This window comes from Roseomonas sp. CECT 9278, assembly GCF_918698155.1.
Classification (GTDB): Bacteria; Pseudomonadota; Alphaproteobacteria; order Acetobacterales; family Acetobacteraceae; genus Neoroseomonas.
In genome coordinates this window covers 1-17,386 of sequence record NZ_CAKKLX010000043.1, presented here as the reverse complement: position 1 = coordinate 17,386, position 17,386 = coordinate 1, and the positions used below count along the sequence as shown (strand labels likewise).

Annotated in this window: 13 protein-coding genes; 9 read left to right on the top strand and 4 right to left on the bottom strand. The window is 72.4% G+C overall.

The features are described 5' to 3' along the window. Positions 1-6: 6 nt before the first annotated feature. Together LQ222_RS20910 and LQ222_RS20905 are read right to left on the bottom strand one after the other, a co-directional pair. On the bottom strand, positions 7-1,158 hold the full coding sequence (locus tag LQ222_RS20910; RefSeq protein ID WP_230168788.1) for a DegT/DnrJ/EryC1/StrS aminotransferase family protein: 1,152 nt from the start codon (positions 1,156-1,158) through the stop codon (positions 7-9). Positions 1,159-1,250: 92 nt separating this feature from the next. Beyond that, positions 1,251-3,191 (bottom strand): nucleoside-diphosphate sugar epimerase/dehydratase, encoded by a 1,941-nt coding sequence (locus LQ222_RS20905; protein WP_230168787.1) that lies wholly within the window; start codon positions 3,189-3,191, stop codon positions 1,251-1,253. 296 nt (positions 3,192-3,487) lie between these two features. Here LQ222_RS20905 and LQ222_RS20900 point away from each other — a divergent pair, with 296 nt between their 5' ends. Further along, a complete protein-coding gene (locus LQ222_RS20900) occupies positions 3,488-4,600 on the top strand; it encodes an alpha/beta fold hydrolase (RefSeq protein WP_305800030.1) in 1,113 nt (370 codons plus the stop codon). Between the two features lie 95 nt (positions 4,601-4,695). On the opposite strand, the gene LQ222_RS20895 is transcribed toward LQ222_RS20900, so the two are convergent. Then, positions 4,696-6,291 carry a phosphoenolpyruvate carboxykinase gene (locus LQ222_RS20895; protein WP_230168786.1) on the bottom strand — a complete coding sequence of 532 codons (1,596 nt, stop codon included), beginning with the start codon at positions 6,289-6,291 and terminating at the stop codon, positions 4,696-4,698. Between the two features lie 94 nt (positions 6,292-6,385). Beyond that, positions 6,386-7,135, bottom strand: a complete 750-nt coding sequence (locus tag LQ222_RS20890; RefSeq protein WP_230168785.1) for a HugZ family protein — start codon at positions 7,133-7,135, stop codon at positions 6,386-6,388. A 103-nt stretch (positions 7,136-7,238) separates the two neighbouring features. Here LQ222_RS20890 and LQ222_RS20885 point away from each other — a divergent pair, with 103 nt between their 5' ends. From LQ222_RS20885 to LQ222_RS20850, 8 genes are all read left to right on the top strand, one after another. Continuing rightward, positions 7,239-7,940: a response regulator transcription factor gene (locus tag LQ222_RS20885; protein ID WP_230168784.1), complete on the top strand. Its 702-nt coding sequence runs from the start codon at positions 7,239-7,241 to the stop codon at positions 7,938-7,940. A 30-nt stretch (positions 7,941-7,970) separates the two neighbouring features. Next, the gene (locus LQ222_RS20880) at positions 7,971-9,677 is read left to right on the top strand and encodes a stimulus-sensing domain-containing protein (protein WP_230168783.1); all 1,707 of its coding nucleotides are present in this window, start codon (positions 7,971-7,973) and stop codon (positions 9,675-9,677) included. A 244-nt stretch (positions 9,678-9,921) separates the two neighbouring features. Then, on the top strand, positions 9,922-12,303 hold the full coding sequence (locus tag LQ222_RS20875; RefSeq protein ID WP_230168782.1) for an EAL domain-containing protein: 2,382 nt from the start codon (positions 9,922-9,924) through the stop codon (positions 12,301-12,303). A 17-nt stretch (positions 12,304-12,320) separates the two neighbouring features. Further along, positions 12,321-12,743 (top strand): BLUF domain-containing protein, encoded by a 423-nt coding sequence (locus LQ222_RS20870; protein WP_230168781.1) that lies wholly within the window; start codon positions 12,321-12,323, stop codon positions 12,741-12,743. 268 nt (positions 12,744-13,011) lie between these two features. Further along, complete coding sequence (locus tag LQ222_RS20865; protein WP_230168780.1) at positions 13,012-13,983, top strand: tripartite tricarboxylate transporter substrate binding protein; 972 nt, start codon at positions 13,012-13,014, stop codon at positions 13,981-13,983. Positions 13,984-14,201: 218 nt separating this feature from the next. Next, positions 14,202-15,002, top strand: coding sequence for a hypothetical protein (locus LQ222_RS20860; RefSeq protein ID WP_230168779.1), 801 nt, complete (start codon positions 14,202-14,204; stop codon positions 15,000-15,002). Positions 15,003-15,079: 77 nt separating this feature from the next. Beyond that, positions 15,080-16,777, top strand: a complete 1,698-nt coding sequence (gene mdoH, locus LQ222_RS20855; protein WP_230168778.1) for a glucans biosynthesis glucosyltransferase MdoH — start codon at positions 15,080-15,082, stop codon at positions 16,775-16,777. A 60-nt stretch (positions 16,778-16,837) separates the two neighbouring features. After that, positions 16,838-17,386, top strand: a 549-nt coding sequence (locus LQ222_RS20850) for a hypothetical protein (protein WP_230168777.1), incomplete at its 3' end; no start/stop codon positions are given.

Below are 17,386 nucleotides of genomic sequence, written 5' to 3'. Positions count from 1 at the left end.
ACGCGATTACAGGTTGGTGAGAACCACCCCGGCGGCCCGGCGGGCGTCGTCCTCGCTCATGTAGGGGTGCATCGGCAGCGACAGCACCTGGCCCGCCAGCGCCTCGCTGACCGGCAGCGGGGGCGGGCCGTTGCCGCCGATCGACCCCGCATGGGCGGCGGCATAGGCCGGCTGGTGATGCAGGGGCTTCGGGTAGTAGATGCCGCTGCCGATCCCGGCCGCGCCCAGCGCCGCCTGGACCCGGGCGCGCGCCGCGGCGTCGGGCAGGCGGATGGTATAGAGCCCGCAGGCATTCTCGGCGCCCTCGGGCGCGACCTGCACGCCGACGCTGCCGGCCAGCGCCGCGTCATAGGCGGCGCCGATCCGCCGGCGCTGCGCGAGCTCGGTGTCGAACAGCGTCAGCTTGGCGCACAGGATGGTGGCCTGCAGCGTGTCGATCCGGCCGTTCATGCCGGTGCGCTCGACCTCGTAGCGCGTCTTGCCTTCGCCATGGGTGCGCAGCATCCGGTACAGCTCGGCGCGGTCGGCATCGTCGGTCAGCAGCGCGCCGGCATCGCCGTAAGCGCCGAGCGTCTTGGTCGGATAGAAGGACAGCGCCGCGGCATGGCCCCAGCGGCCCAGGCGCTGGCCGTGCAGCGATGCGCCGAAGGCCTGCGCCGCATCGTCCAGGGCGAACATCTGCTCGGCCGCGCAGATGGCCTCGATCGCGCGCCAATCGGCCGGCAGCCCGAACAGGTCCACGCCGACCACCGCGCGCGGGCGCAGCCGGCCCTCGCGCCGCACCAGCGCGATGCGGCGCTCGAGGTCGGCGATGTCGATGTTGAAGGTCTCGGCCTGCACATCCACGAAGACCGGCGTGGCGCCCAGCACCAGCGGCACCTCGGCGGTGGCGGTATAGGTGAAGGCGGGCAGGAAGACGGCGTGGCCCGGGCCCACGCCCTCGGCCATCATCGCGATCTGCAGCGCGTCGGTGCCGGAGGACACGCCGACCGCATGCGCGCAGCCGGCGAAGCGCGCGAGCATGCCTTCCAGCTCCGCCACCTCGGGCCCGTTGATGAAGCGGCCGGAATCGAGCACGGCGGCGATGCGGCGATCCAGCTCGGGGCGGATCAGCGCCTGCTGCGCCTTCACGTCGAACAGGGCGATCGGGGCGGTCATGGTGATGGCCTCACGCTACACGGGCCTGCGTCATAGACCCGGTCGCCGCGTCGCGCGAAATCACGGGTGGTGTCGTGTCTGAAACGCGCGGGTCACCGCGTGGCCACGGTGCCCTCCGGCGCGTGCTCGAATTCCGGGACCAGCCGGCCGAGCTGCGCCAGTGCTGCGCGAGGGTTCCCGCTGCGTGCCGCCGCGGCGATCTCGTCGATGGCGCGACCCACCAGTGCCGCGTCGGCGGTGCGCGGCGTCGCGACCAGCAGGCCGGGATAGGCGGTGGGGCGCGGGGCCTCCTTGCCGTGGAACAATTCCTCGAACAGCTTCTCGCCGGGGCGCAGGCCGGTGAAGCGGATCTCGACATCCTGGTCGGGGCGCAGCCCGGCCAGCCGGATCATCCGCCGCGCCAGGTCCACGATCTTCACCGCATCGCCCATGTCGAGCACGAAGATGCCGCCCTCGGCCAGTTCGGGGGGCATGTTCTCGGGGTCGGTGGTGCCGACCACGCTGGCCTGGAGGACGAGGCCGACAGCCTCCCGCACCGTCATGAAATACCGCCGCATGTCGGGATGCGTGACCGTGAGCGGCCCGCCGCGTTCCAGCTGGCGGCGAAACAGCGGCACCACGGACCCGGTGCTGCCGAGCACATTGCCGAAGCGCACGGTGATGCAGCGCATGCCCTCGCGCGGCGCGCGCGGGTCGGCCGCGCGGGCGGCGCGGGCATCGACATCGAAGGCCTGGCAGTACATTTCAGCGAGCCGCTTCGACGCGCCCATCACGCTGGTCGGGTTCACCGCCTTGTCCGTCGAGATGAACACCATCGCCGTGGTGCCGACCGCCCGCGCCGCATCGGCCACGATGCGGGTGCCCAGCGCGTTCGTCAGCAGCCCTTCCAGCGGGTCGTTCTCGACCATCGGGACATGCTTCAGCGCGGCGGCGTGGAACACCAGTTCGGGGCGGATCGCATCGAACAGGCGGCGGATGCGGGCTTCGTCGCGCACATCCGCGAGCACGGCGCGGCGCGGCACCTGCGGGTGCTTCTCGCGCAGTTCCAGGTCGATCTCGTACAGCACGTATTCGCCGTGATCGAGCAGCGTCAGGCTGGCCGGCCCCAGCGCCGCCACCTGGCGTGCCAATTCGCCGCCGATCGTGCCGCCCGCGCCGGTGACCAGCACGCGCCGGCCCTGCACCAGCCGCGCCATGCCCTCGCGGTCGAGCGGCACCTGCGGGCGGTCGAGCAGGTCCTCGATCGAGACAGGGCGCAGTTCGACGCGCTGCGTCTCCTCGCCGGCCGGGGCCAGGGTGGTCGGCGCCGGCGCGCGGCGGACCGGCACGCCATGGCGGTCGGCGGCGTCCAGCACGCCCTCCAGCGCCGGGCCCGACAGCCCGGAGGCGAGCACGATGACGGAGGGCAGCCGTCCTTCGCCGCGCAGTGCATCGAGCACCGCCTCGGTATCCTCGACCGTGCCGAGGATCGGCGTGCCCTGCATCCGCCGCCCGGCCTGGCGCGCCCGCAGCGAGAGGATGCCCGTCACGCGGTAGGGTGCGCGCCGGTCATGCGCCAGCGCGCGCAGGAACACATCGGTGCCCTCGGCCGCGCCGACCAGCAGGACGTTCTGCGCGTCGGGCGCTGTATCGCTTGCATGGCGGGCGGCCTGGACCAGTGCGGCGACGCGCCCGCCCACCAGCAGGACGGCCAGCGCCGCCGCGTGCAGCACCGGGAAGGCCGGGTTGGGTGGCCGCCAGGCGCCCAGCAGGTGCAGCCCGGCCGTGAACAGCGCCGCCGCGAGCACGGCCGCGCCGGCCACTGCCAGCAGGTCGCGCAGCCCGGCGAAGCGCCAGTATTGCAGCGGCAGGCGCAGCGGCGCGCCGGCCGCGGCCAGCGCCAGCACCGCACCGGGCAGCGCGGCCACCCACCACCCGCCGGGTGGCCAGGCGCCCGGCGCAGCGGCCCAGACCGCGGCCGGCAGGGCGGCCATCGCCAGCAGGCTGTCGAGCGCCAGGTTCAGCACGACGCGATGGGAGGGGCCGCGGGCCATGCAGGGGCTATAGACCACGTTCGGGGCGGGCGGAATCGCGGATCGGAGCCGCGGCGGCGGCGCGCCGGTGTGGCGTGATCGTCCGGTGGCTTGATCCGGGTGCCATTCGCGTGCCGGATGGCGCCGATCGCATCGCGTGCCCGTCGGCACGAGTCGCCCCCCGTGCCTGCCGGCACGAATCGTATCGCGTGCCTGCCGGTACGAATCGCCCCGCGTGCCTGCCGGCACGAATCGTATCGCGTGCCTGCCGGCACGAATCGCATCGCGTGCCTGCCGGCACGACCCAAAGGACCGCCATGGACGCCCTGACCCACCCCACCCTGCCCGCGGGCATCCGCAGCCGCCGCATCGAGGGCATCAACGGCCTGACCATGCACCTGCTGGAAGCCGGCGAGGCCGGTCGGCCCGTGCTGCTGCTGCTGCACGGCTTCCCGGAGCTCGCCTATTCCTGGCGGCGCGTGATGCTGCCGCTGGCCGAGGCCGGGTACCATGTGATCGCGCCCGACCAGCGCGGCTATGGCCGCACCACGGGCTGGTCGGATGCCTATGACACCGACCTGCGGGATTTCTCGCTGTTCACGCTGATCCGCGACCAGCTCTCGCTGCTGAAGGCGCTGGGCATCGCGAAGGTGCATGCGGTGATCGGCCATGATTTCGGATCGCCCGTCGCGGCGCATTGCGCGCTGGTGCGGCCGGACGTGTTCCGCAGGGTTGCGCTGATGAGCGCACCCTTCGCCGGGCCGCCGGCGCTGGGTTCATCGGAGCGCGCGCCCGCACGGGACATCGCGCAGGACCTGGCCGCGCTGCCGCGGCCGCGCAAGCACTACCACTGGTACTACGCGACGCGCCCGGCCAATGGCGACATCATGGCCGCGCCGGCCGGCCTGGCCGCCTTCATCCGCGCCTACTACCACCACAAGTCCGGCGACTGGGCGGGCAACGACGTGCATCCGCTGGCCGGCTGGACAGCCAGCGAACTGGCGAAGCTGCCAACCTACTACGTGATGGATCTGGCCGAGACGATGCCGCAGACCGTGGCACATGAGATGCCCACGCCCGACCAGGTCGCCGCCTGCACCTGGCTGACCGAGGCGGAGCTCGCGGTCTACGCCATGGAATACGGGCGCACCGGATTCCAGGGCGGGCTGAACTGGTACCGCACGCGCTTCACCGGCACGAATGCCGAGATGGAGGCCTTCGCCGGCGCGCGGATCGAGGTGCCGGCCACCTTCATCGGCGGCGCGCGCGACTGGGGCGTGCAACAGGCGCCGGGTGCGCTGGCGAAGATGGCAGGCGAGGCGACGACCGATTGGCGCGGCACGCACCTGGTGCCGGGCGCCGGCCACTGGGTCCAGCAGGAGCGCCCGGCGGAGACCGTCGCACTGCTGCTGGACTTCCTGCGCGACTGACGCACGCATCGGCTGGCGGGGTGGGCCGCACGGCGCAGCCCGCGCCACAGCCGTTTCGGCCGCGCCCGCGCCGAGGCGCCGGCGCGGCGCTGTTCTCAGGCGGCGGCGCGGATCGCTGCCGCCAGCACGTCCTCGCTGACACCACCCGAGAAGCCCTGGAAGTTCTTCTCGAACAGCCCGACCAGGTTCTGCGCCGTGCGGTCATAGGCCGCCTTGTCCGCCCAGCCCTCGCGCGGGTTCAGCACATTCGCCGGGATGCCCGGCACCGCGCGCGGCATCATCAGCCCGAAGAACGGGTCGGGCGCGAATTCCGCCTGCGCCAGCGAACCGTCCAGCGCGGCGCGCAGCAGCGCGCGCGTCACCTGGATCGACATACGGTTGCCGGTGCCATAGGCGCCACCCGTCCAGCCGGTATTGACCAGCCAGCAATCGGCACCGTGCTTCGAGATCAGGTCCGACAGCATCCGCCCATAGACCTCGGGATGCCGCGGCAGGAAGGGCGCGCCGAAGCAGGTGGAGAAGGTCGCCTGCGGTTCCTTCCCCAGGCCCTTCTCGGTGCCCGCGACGCGCGCCGTATAGCCCGACAGGAAATGGTACATCGCCTGCGCGGCCGACAGCTTGCTGATCGGCGGCAGCACGCCGAAGGCATCGGCGGTCAGCATCACCACGTTCTTGGGCAGGCCGGCGGTACCCGACGACACCACGTTCGGGATGTAGTCGATCGGGTAGCAGGACCGGGTGTTCTCGGTCAGCGACCCGTCATCGAGGTCGAGCTTCCCGTCGGCATCCGCCACCACATTCTCGAGCACCGAACCGAAGCGGTGGGAGGCGTCCCAGATCTGCGGCTCGGCCTCGCGCGACAGGCGGATGACCTTGGCGTAGCAGCCGCCTTCGAAGTTGAAGACGCCGGCATCCGACCAGCCGTGTTCGTCATCGCCGATCAGCGCGCGCTCGGGGTCGCTGCTCAGCGTGGTCTTGCCGGTGCCCGACAGGCCGAAGAACAGCGCGACATCACCCTTCGCACCCACATTCGCGCTGCAATGCATCGGCAGCACGCCGCGGTCGGGCAGCAGCCAGTTCATCACCGTGAAGATGCTTTTCTTGATCTCGCCGGCATAGGACGTGCCGGCGATCAGGATGGTGCGCGTGGCGAGCGACAGCGCGATCACCGTGCCGCTGCGGCAGCCATCGGTGGCCGGGTCGGCCTCGAAGTCCGGGGCGTGGATGATGGTCCAGTCGGGCGCGAAGCCGGCCAGCGAATCGCGCGCCGGGCGGATGAACATGTTGCGCGCGAACAGCGCGTGCCAGGCGCTGGGCGTCACCAGCCGCACGCGGATGCGGTGCGCGGGATCGGCGCCGGCATGCAGGTCCTGGGTGAACAGCTCGGGCTTCTGCGACAGATAGGCGCGCACCTTGGCGGCCAGCGCGGTGAACTTCTCCTGCGGCAGCGGCTGGTTGACCTTGCCCCACCACACCGCGTCGCGCGTCTCGGGCTCGTCCACCACGAACTTGTCCTGCACGGACCGCCCGGTATGCGCGCCGGTCACGGCGATGAAGGCGCCATCGGCGGACAGCCGGCCCTCCCCGCGGCGCAGCGCCTGCTGCACCAGGGCAGGGGCGGCAAGGTTCGCATGGACATCGCCGCGCGCGGCCACGCCGGTGCCGGCGAGCGCAGACTCGGGGGAAGACATTGTTGACCCACTCTCCTGGACGTCGCGTTGCAGTTCGGTGACCGCAGCGTGTCCGCAATGGCCGCGGCGGAATTGCGGCGAAGCCTGCCGCGTTTCAGCCGGGCGGCGCGGACCGCGCCCGTCCCTCCCGTGCCGCGCGGATCAGACCCGCGCGGACGCCCTCCGCATCGCTTACCGGAGTTAAGAAAGCAAGCCGAACCGTCCGGTTACCTTCGGACAGGTCGCAGCCATCCACATCCACCGCCACCAGCCGCCAATCGCCCGGTCCTGCGCCCAGCAGCCCCTGGGCGATGGCCAGCAGGGCATCGGCGTGGTCGTCGTTGACGTGCTGGATGATGTCCTGCTCGGCGGCCAGCACGGCCGCCACGGCGGCGGAGTCGGGCGCAAGCTCGGCGGCCTTGATGCGTTCGGCCCGGGCGAAGCCGCCGACATGCAGCGCCGCGCCGATTCGCACCCGCCACAGGCTGAAATCGCCGAAATCGGCGTACATCGCCGCATAGGGGTGGCGCGCCAGCCAGCGCGCCTTGAGCGCCGCGACCTCAGCCTCCGGGACCTGCTCCGCCAGCCCGGTGACCGTCACGCGCGGCGCGGTCTGGGGATTCGGGCCCTCCGCCGCACCGATGAACAGCAAGGCACAGCGCGGGTCCGCCGCGAGCTGGCGCGTGTGTTCCGACAGCGTCGACAGCAGCAGCAGCGGCGACAGGTCCGGTGCCGGTGCCGGCGTGACCAGGGCGGCGAAGGGCTGCCCGCCGGTCGCGCTGGCCAGCGTGGCGGCGGCCGCGCCGCGGATCAGCGCGCGTGCCTCGCGGATTCCCTGCTCCGACGCCCCATGCTTGGACGACATGTCACCCTCCGGCCCGTCTCGTGCCACAATCGGCCGCGAAACTGGCGCCGCTCCCCGCGCCGCGCAACTCTTGGCGGGCGCGCCCCGCCCCGGAACAGGATCAATGGCCCAGACCATCGCCCTCGTGGATGACGACCGCAACATCCTGACCAGCGTGCAGATGACGCTGGAGCAGGAAGGCTACACCGTGCGCACCTTCACCGATGGCGAGAGCGCGCTGCAGGGGCTGATGGCCAAGCCCGCTGACCTCGCGGTGCTCGACATCAAGATGCCGCGCATGGATGGCATGGAGCTGCTGCAGCGCCTGCGCCAGCGGTCGAACATGCCGGTCGTGTTCCTGACGTCGAAGGACGAGGAAGTCGACGAGCTCATGGGCCTGCGCCTCGGCGCCGACGACTACATCACCAAGCCGTTCAGCCAGCGCCTGCTGCTGGAACGCATCCGCGCGCTGCTGCGCCGCAACGAGGCATCGCGCGCGGAAGGCTCCGGCGCGCCGCCCGGCGGTGTCATCGCCCGCGGCGACCTGGTACTGGACGAAACGAAGCACACCTGCGTCTGGAAGGGCGGCCAGGTGCAGCTCACGGTCACCGAATTCCTGCTGGTCAAGGCGCTGGCCGTGCGCCCCGGCATGGTCAAGAACCGCGACCAGCTGATCGATGCCGCCTATGGCGAAAACATCTACGTCGACGACCGCACCATCGACAGCCACGTGAAGCGCATCCGCAAGAAGTTTCGCCAGGTGGATGGCGAATTCGACCAGATCGAGACGCTCTACGGCATCGGCTACCGCTACAAGGAAGCGTGAGGCGCATGACCGCGCCGCCGGCCCGCACCGATGCCTGACGACGGCGCCGCCACGCGCGTGCAGGGCCGGGCTGCCAGCGCGTCGCAGGCCACCGCGCCGCGCCCGCCGCGCCGCCGCTTCTCGCCGCTGCTGCGCCGCATCCTGCTGGTCAATGCCGTGCCGCCGGCGCTGCTCGCGGCCTCGCTGCTGTATCTCGACCAGTACCAGAACGGGCTGCTCGCCGCCGAGGTCGAATCCCTCCGCACCCAGGCGCGCATCTACGCCGGCGGCATCGCCGAGGCCGCCGTGCGCCTGGAAGGCGACCGCGCCATCCTGGTGCCGGAGGCCGCGCGCCCGCTGCTGCGCCGGCTGGTGGAACCTTCGCCCAACACCCAGGCGCGGCTGTTCGACACGACCGGCCTGATGGTCGCCGATAGCCGCGTGCGCGAAGGCCCCGGCGGCGCGGTGGTCACCGAACCCCTGCCGCCGCCCGAACCGCGCGGCGCGCTCACCTCGACCGTCGCCGGCGTCTATGACCGGCTGGCGGGCGTGCTGCCCTCCGGACTGCGCGGGCGCGGCGGCACCAATGGCGTGGCGGTGGATGTCGGCCCCGAGGCGCCCGACTTCGACTGGCAGCCCGACCTCGGCCCCGACCGGCGGGAGGAACTGCGCCTGGCGCTGGAAGGCGGCGTGCGCCCCTATATCCGCCGCACCGGCGATGGCCGGCTGCTGGTCAGCGTGGCCGAACCGGCGCGGCGCGGCGGGCAGTCGGTGGGCATCGTGCTGCTCACGCGCGAGGCGCGGGAGGTCGATGAACGCCTGTTCCAGATCCGCGCCTCCGTGCTGCTGCTGTTCGGCACCGCGCTGGTGCTGACGGTGATGCTGTCCTTCTACCTGGCGCGCACCATCGCCACGCCGATGCTCGACCTGGCGCGCGCCACCCAGCGCATCCGCGAGGGCGAGGGCCGCGAGCAATCCGTCCCCGAACGCCTGCTGGCGCGCAACGACGAGATCGGCACGCTGGCGCGCGACCTGCAGAATTCCGCGCGCGCGCTGTGGGCGCGCATCGATGCCAATGAACGCTTCGCCGCCGATGTCGCGCATGAACTGCGCAACCCGCTGACCAGCGTGCGGTCCGCCCTGGAAACCCTCAAGCGCGTCGAGAACCCGGACAGCCGCAGCCGGCTGCTCGCCATCATCGCCGACGACGCGGTGCGGATGGACCGGCTGATCGGCGATATCAGCGATTCGTCGCGCGTCGATGCCGAGCTCTCGCGCACCATCTCCGCGCCGGTCGACATCGCCCCCATCCTGCTGGCGCTGGCCGACCTGCACGAGGCCACCCGCGCGCCGGACGACCCGAGGGTGATGCTGGAGGCCCCGCCGGGCCCGATGGTGGTGCGCGGTGTCGAAGGCCGCATCGTGCAGGTGTTCCGCAACCTGCTGGGCAATGCGCTGTCCTTCAGCCCGGCGCGCGGGACCGTCTGGGTGCGCGCGCGCGCCGTCGGCACCATGGTCGAGGTGGCGATCGAGGATGAGGGCCCCGGCATCCCGGAGCAGAAGCTCGAGAGCATCTTCGAGCGCTTCTATTCCGAACGCCCGAGCGGCGAGCGCTTCGGCCAGCATTCCGGCCTCGGCCTGTCCATCAGCAAGCAGATCGTCGAGGGGCTGCGCGGGGCGATCTCGGCCGAGAACCGGCGCGATGCGGAGGACAAGGTCGCCGGCGCGCGCTTCGTGGTGCGGCTGCCCGGCGGCTGAACCGATCCAGACCGGCGGGCATCATCCGACCGGGTGGCGATGGCCGCCCGGGCAGCCCTGGCGCGTGGGTCGGCGTGGCGGGCCGGTGCCCGTCGCGCCCGCGCATCCCGCGGCGCGGCGGCGGCCCGGCGCATCGGCTTCCGGACCGGGTGGCCGGGCGGTGCCGCCGCCCTGCAGGGGTCGCTTAACAGATCCTAGACGTCTGCGCCCGATGCTGCGCCGACACGAACCTGCCGGAACGCGCATGTTGAAGGTCTACGCCTGCATCACGGAGCAGCACGATATCGTGCTGGTCGCGGTTGCCGCGGTGCTGTGCGCGATCGGCGCGCATACGACCTTCGCCCAGCTTCACCTGGCCGGCCAGGGCAACCTGCAGCATCGCCTGCGCTGGGGTGCGGTGGCGGCGGTGACCACCGGCGTCGCGATCTGGGCGACGCATTTCGTCGCCATGCTGGCCTTCGACCCGGGCGTGCCGTCGGGCTACGACCCGGCCGGCACCGTGCTGTCGCTGCTGCTGCCGATCCTGCTGAGCGGTGCCGCCTTCGCGATCGCGCTCTGCGGGCCGGGCGTGCCGCGCGCGCTCGGCGCCGGGGCGCTGCTCGGGCTGGGCGTCGGCGCCATGCACTATACCGGGATGGCGGCCTTCGAGGTCGCCGGGCTGAAGCTGTGGGACCACGGGACGGTCGTGGTGTCGGTGGTGCTGGGTGTGGCGCTGACCATGGCGGCGCTGCGACTTGGCCTCGCCGCGCAGGGGCCGGGCGGGCGGCTGGGTGCGGCGGCGCTGCTGGCGCTGGGCATCTGCGCGCTGCATTTCATCGGCATGGGCGCGGTGACCATCCTGCCGGATGCCGGCGGGGTCGCGCCGGCCGGGGCCGTGACGCGCGACCGGCTGGCCGCGCTGGTCGGCTTCGCCGCCTTCTGCCTGCTGGCGGCGAGCCTCGCGGCCGCGGTGCTGACCAGCCAGTCGCGCCGGCGCCGCAAGGCCGAGGCCGAACGCTTCCGCGCCCTGGTCGATGCCGCGGTCGAAGGCCTGCTGATCTGCGACGGCGAGACCATCGTGGAATCGAACAGCAGCGCCCAGGCCCTGCTGGGGCAGGATGCGCAGGGCCTGGTGGGTCGGTCGCTCGCCGCGGTGGTGCAGGCGGGCGAATTGCGCCAGGCGCTGCTCGACCCCGCCGGCACCACGATCGAGACCGAGATCGACGACGCCCAGGGCCGGCCGGTTGCGGTCGAGCTCGTCTCGCGCTCGATCCTGCACCATCGCCGGCCGCACCAGGTGATCGCGCTGCGCGACCTGCGCGACCGCCGCCGGGCCGAGGAACGCATCCGCTTCCTGGCCCACCATGACCCGCTGACGCGCCTGCCCAACCGCGCCGGCTTCGCCGACCGGCTGCAACGCCTGCGCGAGGTGCCGGGCCGGGCGGCCGAACCCTTCGCGCTGCTCGCGCTCGACCTCGACCGGTTCAAGGTGGTCAACGACACGCTCGGGCATGCGATGGGCGATGCGCTGCTGGTGAAGGTGGCGCACCGGCTGCGCGCGGCGGTGCGTTCGACCGACCTGGTGGCGCGCCTGGGCGGGGACGAGTTCGCGGTGGTGCAATTCGCCCCCGGCCAGCCGGAAGCCGCGACCGCGCTGGCGGAACGCCTGATCGACCTGCTGTCGCGCCCCTTCCTGATCGATGGCCAGGTGCTCAACATCGGCACCAGCGTGGGCATCGCGCTGCAGCCCCAGGACGGCGTCGATCTCGCCGAGCTGGCGCGCAGCGCCGACCTCGCGCTGTACCGCGCGAAAAGCGAGGGACGCGGCACCTACCGCTTCTTCGAGACCGAGATGGACACGCGCATGCAGCGCCGCCGGCTGCTCGAACTCGAACTGCGCACCGCGCTGGCGATGCGGCAGTTCCACCTGCTGTACCAGCCGCAGGTCGATGTCGACAGCACCAGCATCGTCGGGTTCGAGGCGCTGATCCGCTGGACGCATCCGGTGCGCGGCGTCGTCTCGCCCGCCGACTTCATCCCGCTGGCTGAGGAAACCGGGCTGATCATCCCGATCGGCGAATGGGTGTTGCGCGAAGCCTGCCGCGAAGCCGCCGGCTGGCCGGGCGCGCCCTTCCTGTCGGTCAACCTCTCGCCGGTGCAGTTCCGCTCCCCCGGCCTGGTCGAGGCGGTGCGATCGGCCTGCGCGCTGGCCGGCTTCGATCCGCGGCGCCTTGAGCTCGAGGTCACCGAGAGCGTGCTGCTGTCGGACAGCACCGGCACGATCGAGACGCTGCGCGCGCTCAAGGAATTCGGGGTGCGGATCGCGATGGATGATTTCGGCACCGGCTATTCGTCGCTGAGCTACCTGCGCAGCTTCCCCTTCGACAAGATCAAGATCGACCGGTCCTTCGTCTGCGACGTCACCGAGGATGGCGAGACCGCCGCCATCGTGCGCGCGATCATCGGCCTGGGGCGCAGCCTGGGCATGCGCACCACGGTCGAGGGGGTGGAGACGCAGGCGCAGTTCGACCACCTGCGCGCCGAGGGCTGCGACCAGGTGCAGGGCTACCTGCTCGGCCGGCCGCTGGCGCCGGAGGCCGCGGCGGCGCTGCTCAAGGACGGCCAGCCGCAGGCGGCCGCGGCATGACGGAAAGGACGCCAGGCATGGCAAGTGCGATCTACCGGCTGATCTACCGCAGCGTCTTCGCCATCCCGAGCGAGGAGGCGGAAGCCGAGCGGGAATTGCGGGCGATCCTCGATGCGTCGCGGCGCAACAATGCCGCCTCCGGCCTGACCGGTGCGCTGCTGCACAACGGCCCGCATGTCGTGCAGGTGCTGGAAGGCCCGCTGGCGGCGATCGAGGCGGTGTTCGACCGCATCGCGGCCGATGTGCGCCACACCGCGGTCGAGCTGCTGCAATTCGCCGCCGTCGCGCAGCCGAGCTTCCCGGCCTGGAGCATGGCCTACATCCCGCAAGGCAGCGTCGAGGAGCTGGCGTTGCTCGAGCCGATGCGCAACCCGGGCGGGCCGGAGGCGATCGATGCCGCCCTCGCGACGCTGTCCGGCGCGTTGCGGCGCGACGACTGAGGCGCGACCGGGCGGCGGGACGCGCGATGCGCGCCTGCCCGGCGCAATGACCCCCGCGCGCCTGCGCGGCGCGACAACCCCCGCGCGCCTGCGCGGCGCGACAACCCCCGCGCGCCTGCGCGGCGCGACAACCCCCGCGCGCCTGCGCGGCGCGACAACCTCCGCGCGCCTGCGCGGCGCGACGCCCCGCCGCGGTTCCCCTCGGCCCGGCGCTGCTCTACGCTCGGCCCGAAGCCCGCCGCAACGATGCGGGCCAGGAGGAACCGTCATGCTCACCCGACGCGCCGCCTTGGGCGCCGCCGGCGCGATGCTCGCCGCGCCAGCTGTCCAGGCCCAGGGCGCCTGGCCCGACAAGCCCATCCGCTTCGTCATCGGCGGCGCCGCCGGCGGTGTCTCCGACATCTTCCTGCGCATGATGGAGAACCGGCTGCGCGAGAAGCTCGGCCAGCCCATCGTGATCGATCCGCGCCCGGGCGCCGGCGGCATGGTCGGCGCCGAGGTGACGGCGCGCTCCGCCCCCGACGGCTACACCTACTACGTCAACCACATCGCCTCGCACGGCATCGGTCCGACGCTGTACCGGCGGCTGTCCTTCGACCCGCTGCGCGACCTGCCGGGCGTGGCGCGGATCGCGGCGATGCCCAACGTGCTGATCGTGAAGGGCGACGGGCCGATCCGCAGCGTCGCCGACCTGGTCGCCTTCTGCCGCGCCAATCCGGCGCGGGCGAATTTCTCCTCGGCCGGGTCGGGCACCTCGTCGCATCTGTCCGGGCTGTTGTTCGGGATGCGCATGGGGGTCGAGGTAACGCACGTGCCCTATCGCGGCACCGCGCCGTCGATGGCCGCGGTGCTGAACGGGGAGGTGCTGTTCAACATCGACAACGCGCCGGTGTCGCGCCAGCAGGTGATGGCCGGCATGCTGCGCGCGCTCGGTGTGTCCACCGCGCAGCGCGTCAGCACCATGCCGGAACTGGCCCCGCTGCAGGACCAGGGCGTGCCGGAGTTCGACGTCGCCTCCTGGTACGGCATCGCCGCGCCATCGGGCGTGCCGGCGGCGATCCGCGCGCGGCTGGGCACCGAGGTCGTCGCGGCGCTGAACGACCCCGCCATCGCGCAGCGGCTGCGCGACTACGGGGCGGAGCCCTGGCCGCTCGGCCCCGCCGACTTCGACGCCTTCATGCGCGCGGAGGTGGCGAAATGGGCGCCGGTGGTCCGCGCCTCGGGCGCGCAGATCGATTGATCCGGCGGCGCGCGGGCGCTGCCGGCCCGCGCTGCGGGCCATCTTGCCGAATCGCCGGCGTGGCGCTTCCCTTCGGCGGCGGGGCCGCCGGCGTCCGGGGGCTGCATACCGGCACCCGGACGGCGCGGCCCCCGCGAGCGGCGCCCCGCGCGGGCCGGCGGCGATGGCCCGCCGCGCGCCCGGGATCGGCCCGCTGGATTGCAGGAGGTCACGCGCGGATGCCCAATGTCGCCATCGTCTTCTTCGGCATGGCGCGCAGCACCCGGTGGACCATCGATTCGATCCGCCGCCGCGTCTATCTGCCGAATGATCGCCCGGGGCTCTCGATCACCCGCTTCGCCAGCCTCAATATCGTCGACCGCATCGACAACAGGCGCAGCGGCGAGAACGGTGTCGAGCTTCCGAAATGCGACCAGTTCCTGCTGGACTGCGACGCCTACCTGAATGTCTCGCAGCGTGACGATGACATCGCGGACCTGCTGGAGCGGGCCAGGCAACGCCGCGACGTCTACAAGGACGACTGGCGGTCGATCCGCAACCTGCTGCACCAGTTGCTGTCGCTGAAGCGGGCGTGGCAGCACATCCGGATGTTGCACGGCACCAGCTTCGACCACTTCGTGTTCCTCAGGCCCGACCTGCAGTATCTCGACCCGATCGACATCACCGAGGCGATATCGCGCTTCACCCAGCCGAACTCGATCGCCATCCCGGCATGGCAGTCCTATGAAGGGCTGAACGACCGTTTCGCCATCGCCGATGCTGTGGCCGCCAGGGCCTATGCCAACCGCATCGACAGGGTGGTCGCCCTGTGCCGGCAGCGCGCGCTGCATTCCGAAACCCTGCTGCGCTTCGTCATGACGGCCGCGCAGTGCCATGTCCTGCCCCTCGCGGCGCGCGCCCGGCGGGTGCGCGCCGATGGCCGGATGCACCCCGAGACCTTCGCCCCGCCCGGCAGCGACCCCGGCGCGCCCGATGCTGCCGCGCCTGTCGCGCAGCCCGACGCGGCAGACCTGCCCTGACCCGGGCGGCGCGCCGTGGCCGGGCGCTGCGCGACACGATGGCGCTTCGCATTCCCGCCATGGTCGGGGCATAGACCATGCCCGTGCCCGCCGAATCCCCGCTGCTCCGCCGTGCGCTGTTCCTCACGCTGGTGCTCGCCATCACGGCGGGTCTGGTGGCGCTTGCCTGGGCTGTCCTGGCGCCGGGCGGCTGGACGCCGTGGGAGGCGCTGATCCTGGCCTGCTTCCTCGGCACCGTGCCCTGGAGCGCGCTGTCGGCCGCCAATGCACTGGTCGGCCTGGCGATCCTGCTGGGCGCGCGCGACCCGCCCGCGGCGGTGCTGCCCGCCCTGCGCGCCGCCAGCCCCGCGCCGCCGCGCCGGCGCACCGCCATCGCCATCTGCATCCGCAACGAGGACATGGCCGCGGTGCTGCCGCCGCTCGGCCGCCTGATGGACGGGTTGCCGCCGGAGCTCTTTGCGCTGTGGGTGCTTTCCGACACGCCCGCCGGCCCCGCCGCCGAGGCCGAGCAGGCCGCCTTCCACGCCTTCGCGGAAGGGCGTTTCGCGCCGCCCGCCCGCGGTGGCGCACGGCCCAACGCGCAGTATCGGCGCCGCGCGGCGAATGACGGCTTCAAGGCCGGCAATGTGATGGATTTCCTTGACCATCATGCCGAGGGCCTGGCGTATTTCCTCTGCCTCGATGCCGATTCCGAGATGACGCCGGCGGCGGTGCTGCGCCTGGTGGCCTGCATGGAGGCGGATGACCGCCTCGCCATCGTGCAGCAGCTCATTCACGGCAAGCCGGCGACGGCGGCTTTCCCGCGGCTGTTCCAGTTCGGCATGCGCCACGGCATGCGCGCCTGGGCCACCGGCCAGGCCTGGTGGCAGGGCGACGAGGGCCCCTATTGGGGCCACAACGCGCTGATCCGCATCGCGCCCTTCCGCGACCTGTGCCGGCTGGGGCCGCTGCCGGACGGCTCGCGCATCCTCAGCCACGACCAGGTGGAGGCCACGCGCCTGCATGCCGCCGGGTGGAAGGTGCGCGTGCTGCCCGACGACACCGGCTCCGCCGAGGGAAATCCACCGACCTTCGGCGATTTCGTCACGCGCGACCTGCGCTGGGCCGGCGGCAACATGCAGTACCTGGCGCTGCTGCGCCTGCCCGGGCAGACGCTGATGGCGCGCTGGCAATTGGTGCAGGCGATCCTGCTGTTCCTGGGCGCGCCGCTGTGGTGCGCGATCCTGCTGCTGGCGGCGGTGAACGCGCTGTCGGGCGGCGGCGCGGCAACACCGACCGGCTGGCTGGTGCTGCTGCTGGGCGCGACCTGGGCCTGCCACTACGCGGCGAAGCTGGCGGGCTATGCCGAGGTGCTGCTGAAGCCGGCGCTGGCCGACCGCTACGGCGGGCGCGCCGCCTTCGCCCGCGGCGCGGCGGCCGAGATCCTGTTCACCACGCTGATGGAACCGGCACGGCTGATGGCGCAGACGCTGTTCCTGCTGGCGCTGCCCTTCGGGATGCGCGCGCGCTGGACGGCGCAGAACCGCGCCGACCGGGGCGTCACCTGGGGCGATGCGGCGCGGCAGTTCTGGCCGCCGACGCTGGCCGGGCTGGTGCTGGCCTGGCTGTTCGCCGCGGCCTCCCCGCTGGCGCTGCTGCTGGCGCTGCCGGTGCTGGCTTCGCTGCTGCTGGCGATCCCGTTCGCGGTGGTCACCGCGGATCCGGGCTTTTCCGGCTGGCTGCGCGCGCACGGCATCGCTGCCTTCCCGGAGGAGCGCGACGCCCCCGCGCCATAGCCGCGCCGTGCCTGCGCCAATGGCATTCGGCAGGCGTGGATTGCGCGGTAGGATGCCGGCATGGATTGGCGCCGACCGCTCCGCAGCCTGCTGAAGCCGCCGCTGCTGCTGATCGCGTTCCTGTGGGTGGTGCTTGAGGAGACGCTGTGGCGCTGGGCCATGGCGATCGGCGGGCTGATCGCGCGCATCCCGGTGTTTGCGGCGCTGGAGCGGCTGATCCTGCGGCTCGATGCGCGCATCGTGCTGTTGCTGTTCGCCATCCCGGTCGCGGCGCTGGTCCCGGTCAAGCTGGCGGCGCTGTGGCTGGTCGGCAGCGGGCATTGGCTGCTCGGCGCGGGGGTGCTGCTGTTGGCGAAGTCGGTCGGGACGGCGTTCTCGGCGCGGCTTTATGTGGTCGCGGAACCCAGGCTGATGACCATCCCGGTCTTCGCGTGGGTGCGCAACCATGTGGTGGCGCTGCTGGCGCGCGCGCATGACTTCCTGGATGCCTCGCCGGCCTGGCGCGCGCTGCGCGGCGTGGCGGCGCGCGCGAAGGCCGCGCTGCATCGCGCCGCGGCGCCGGTGCGCGGCTGGCTGGCCGGGGGCGGCACGACGCTGCTCGGCCGCGTG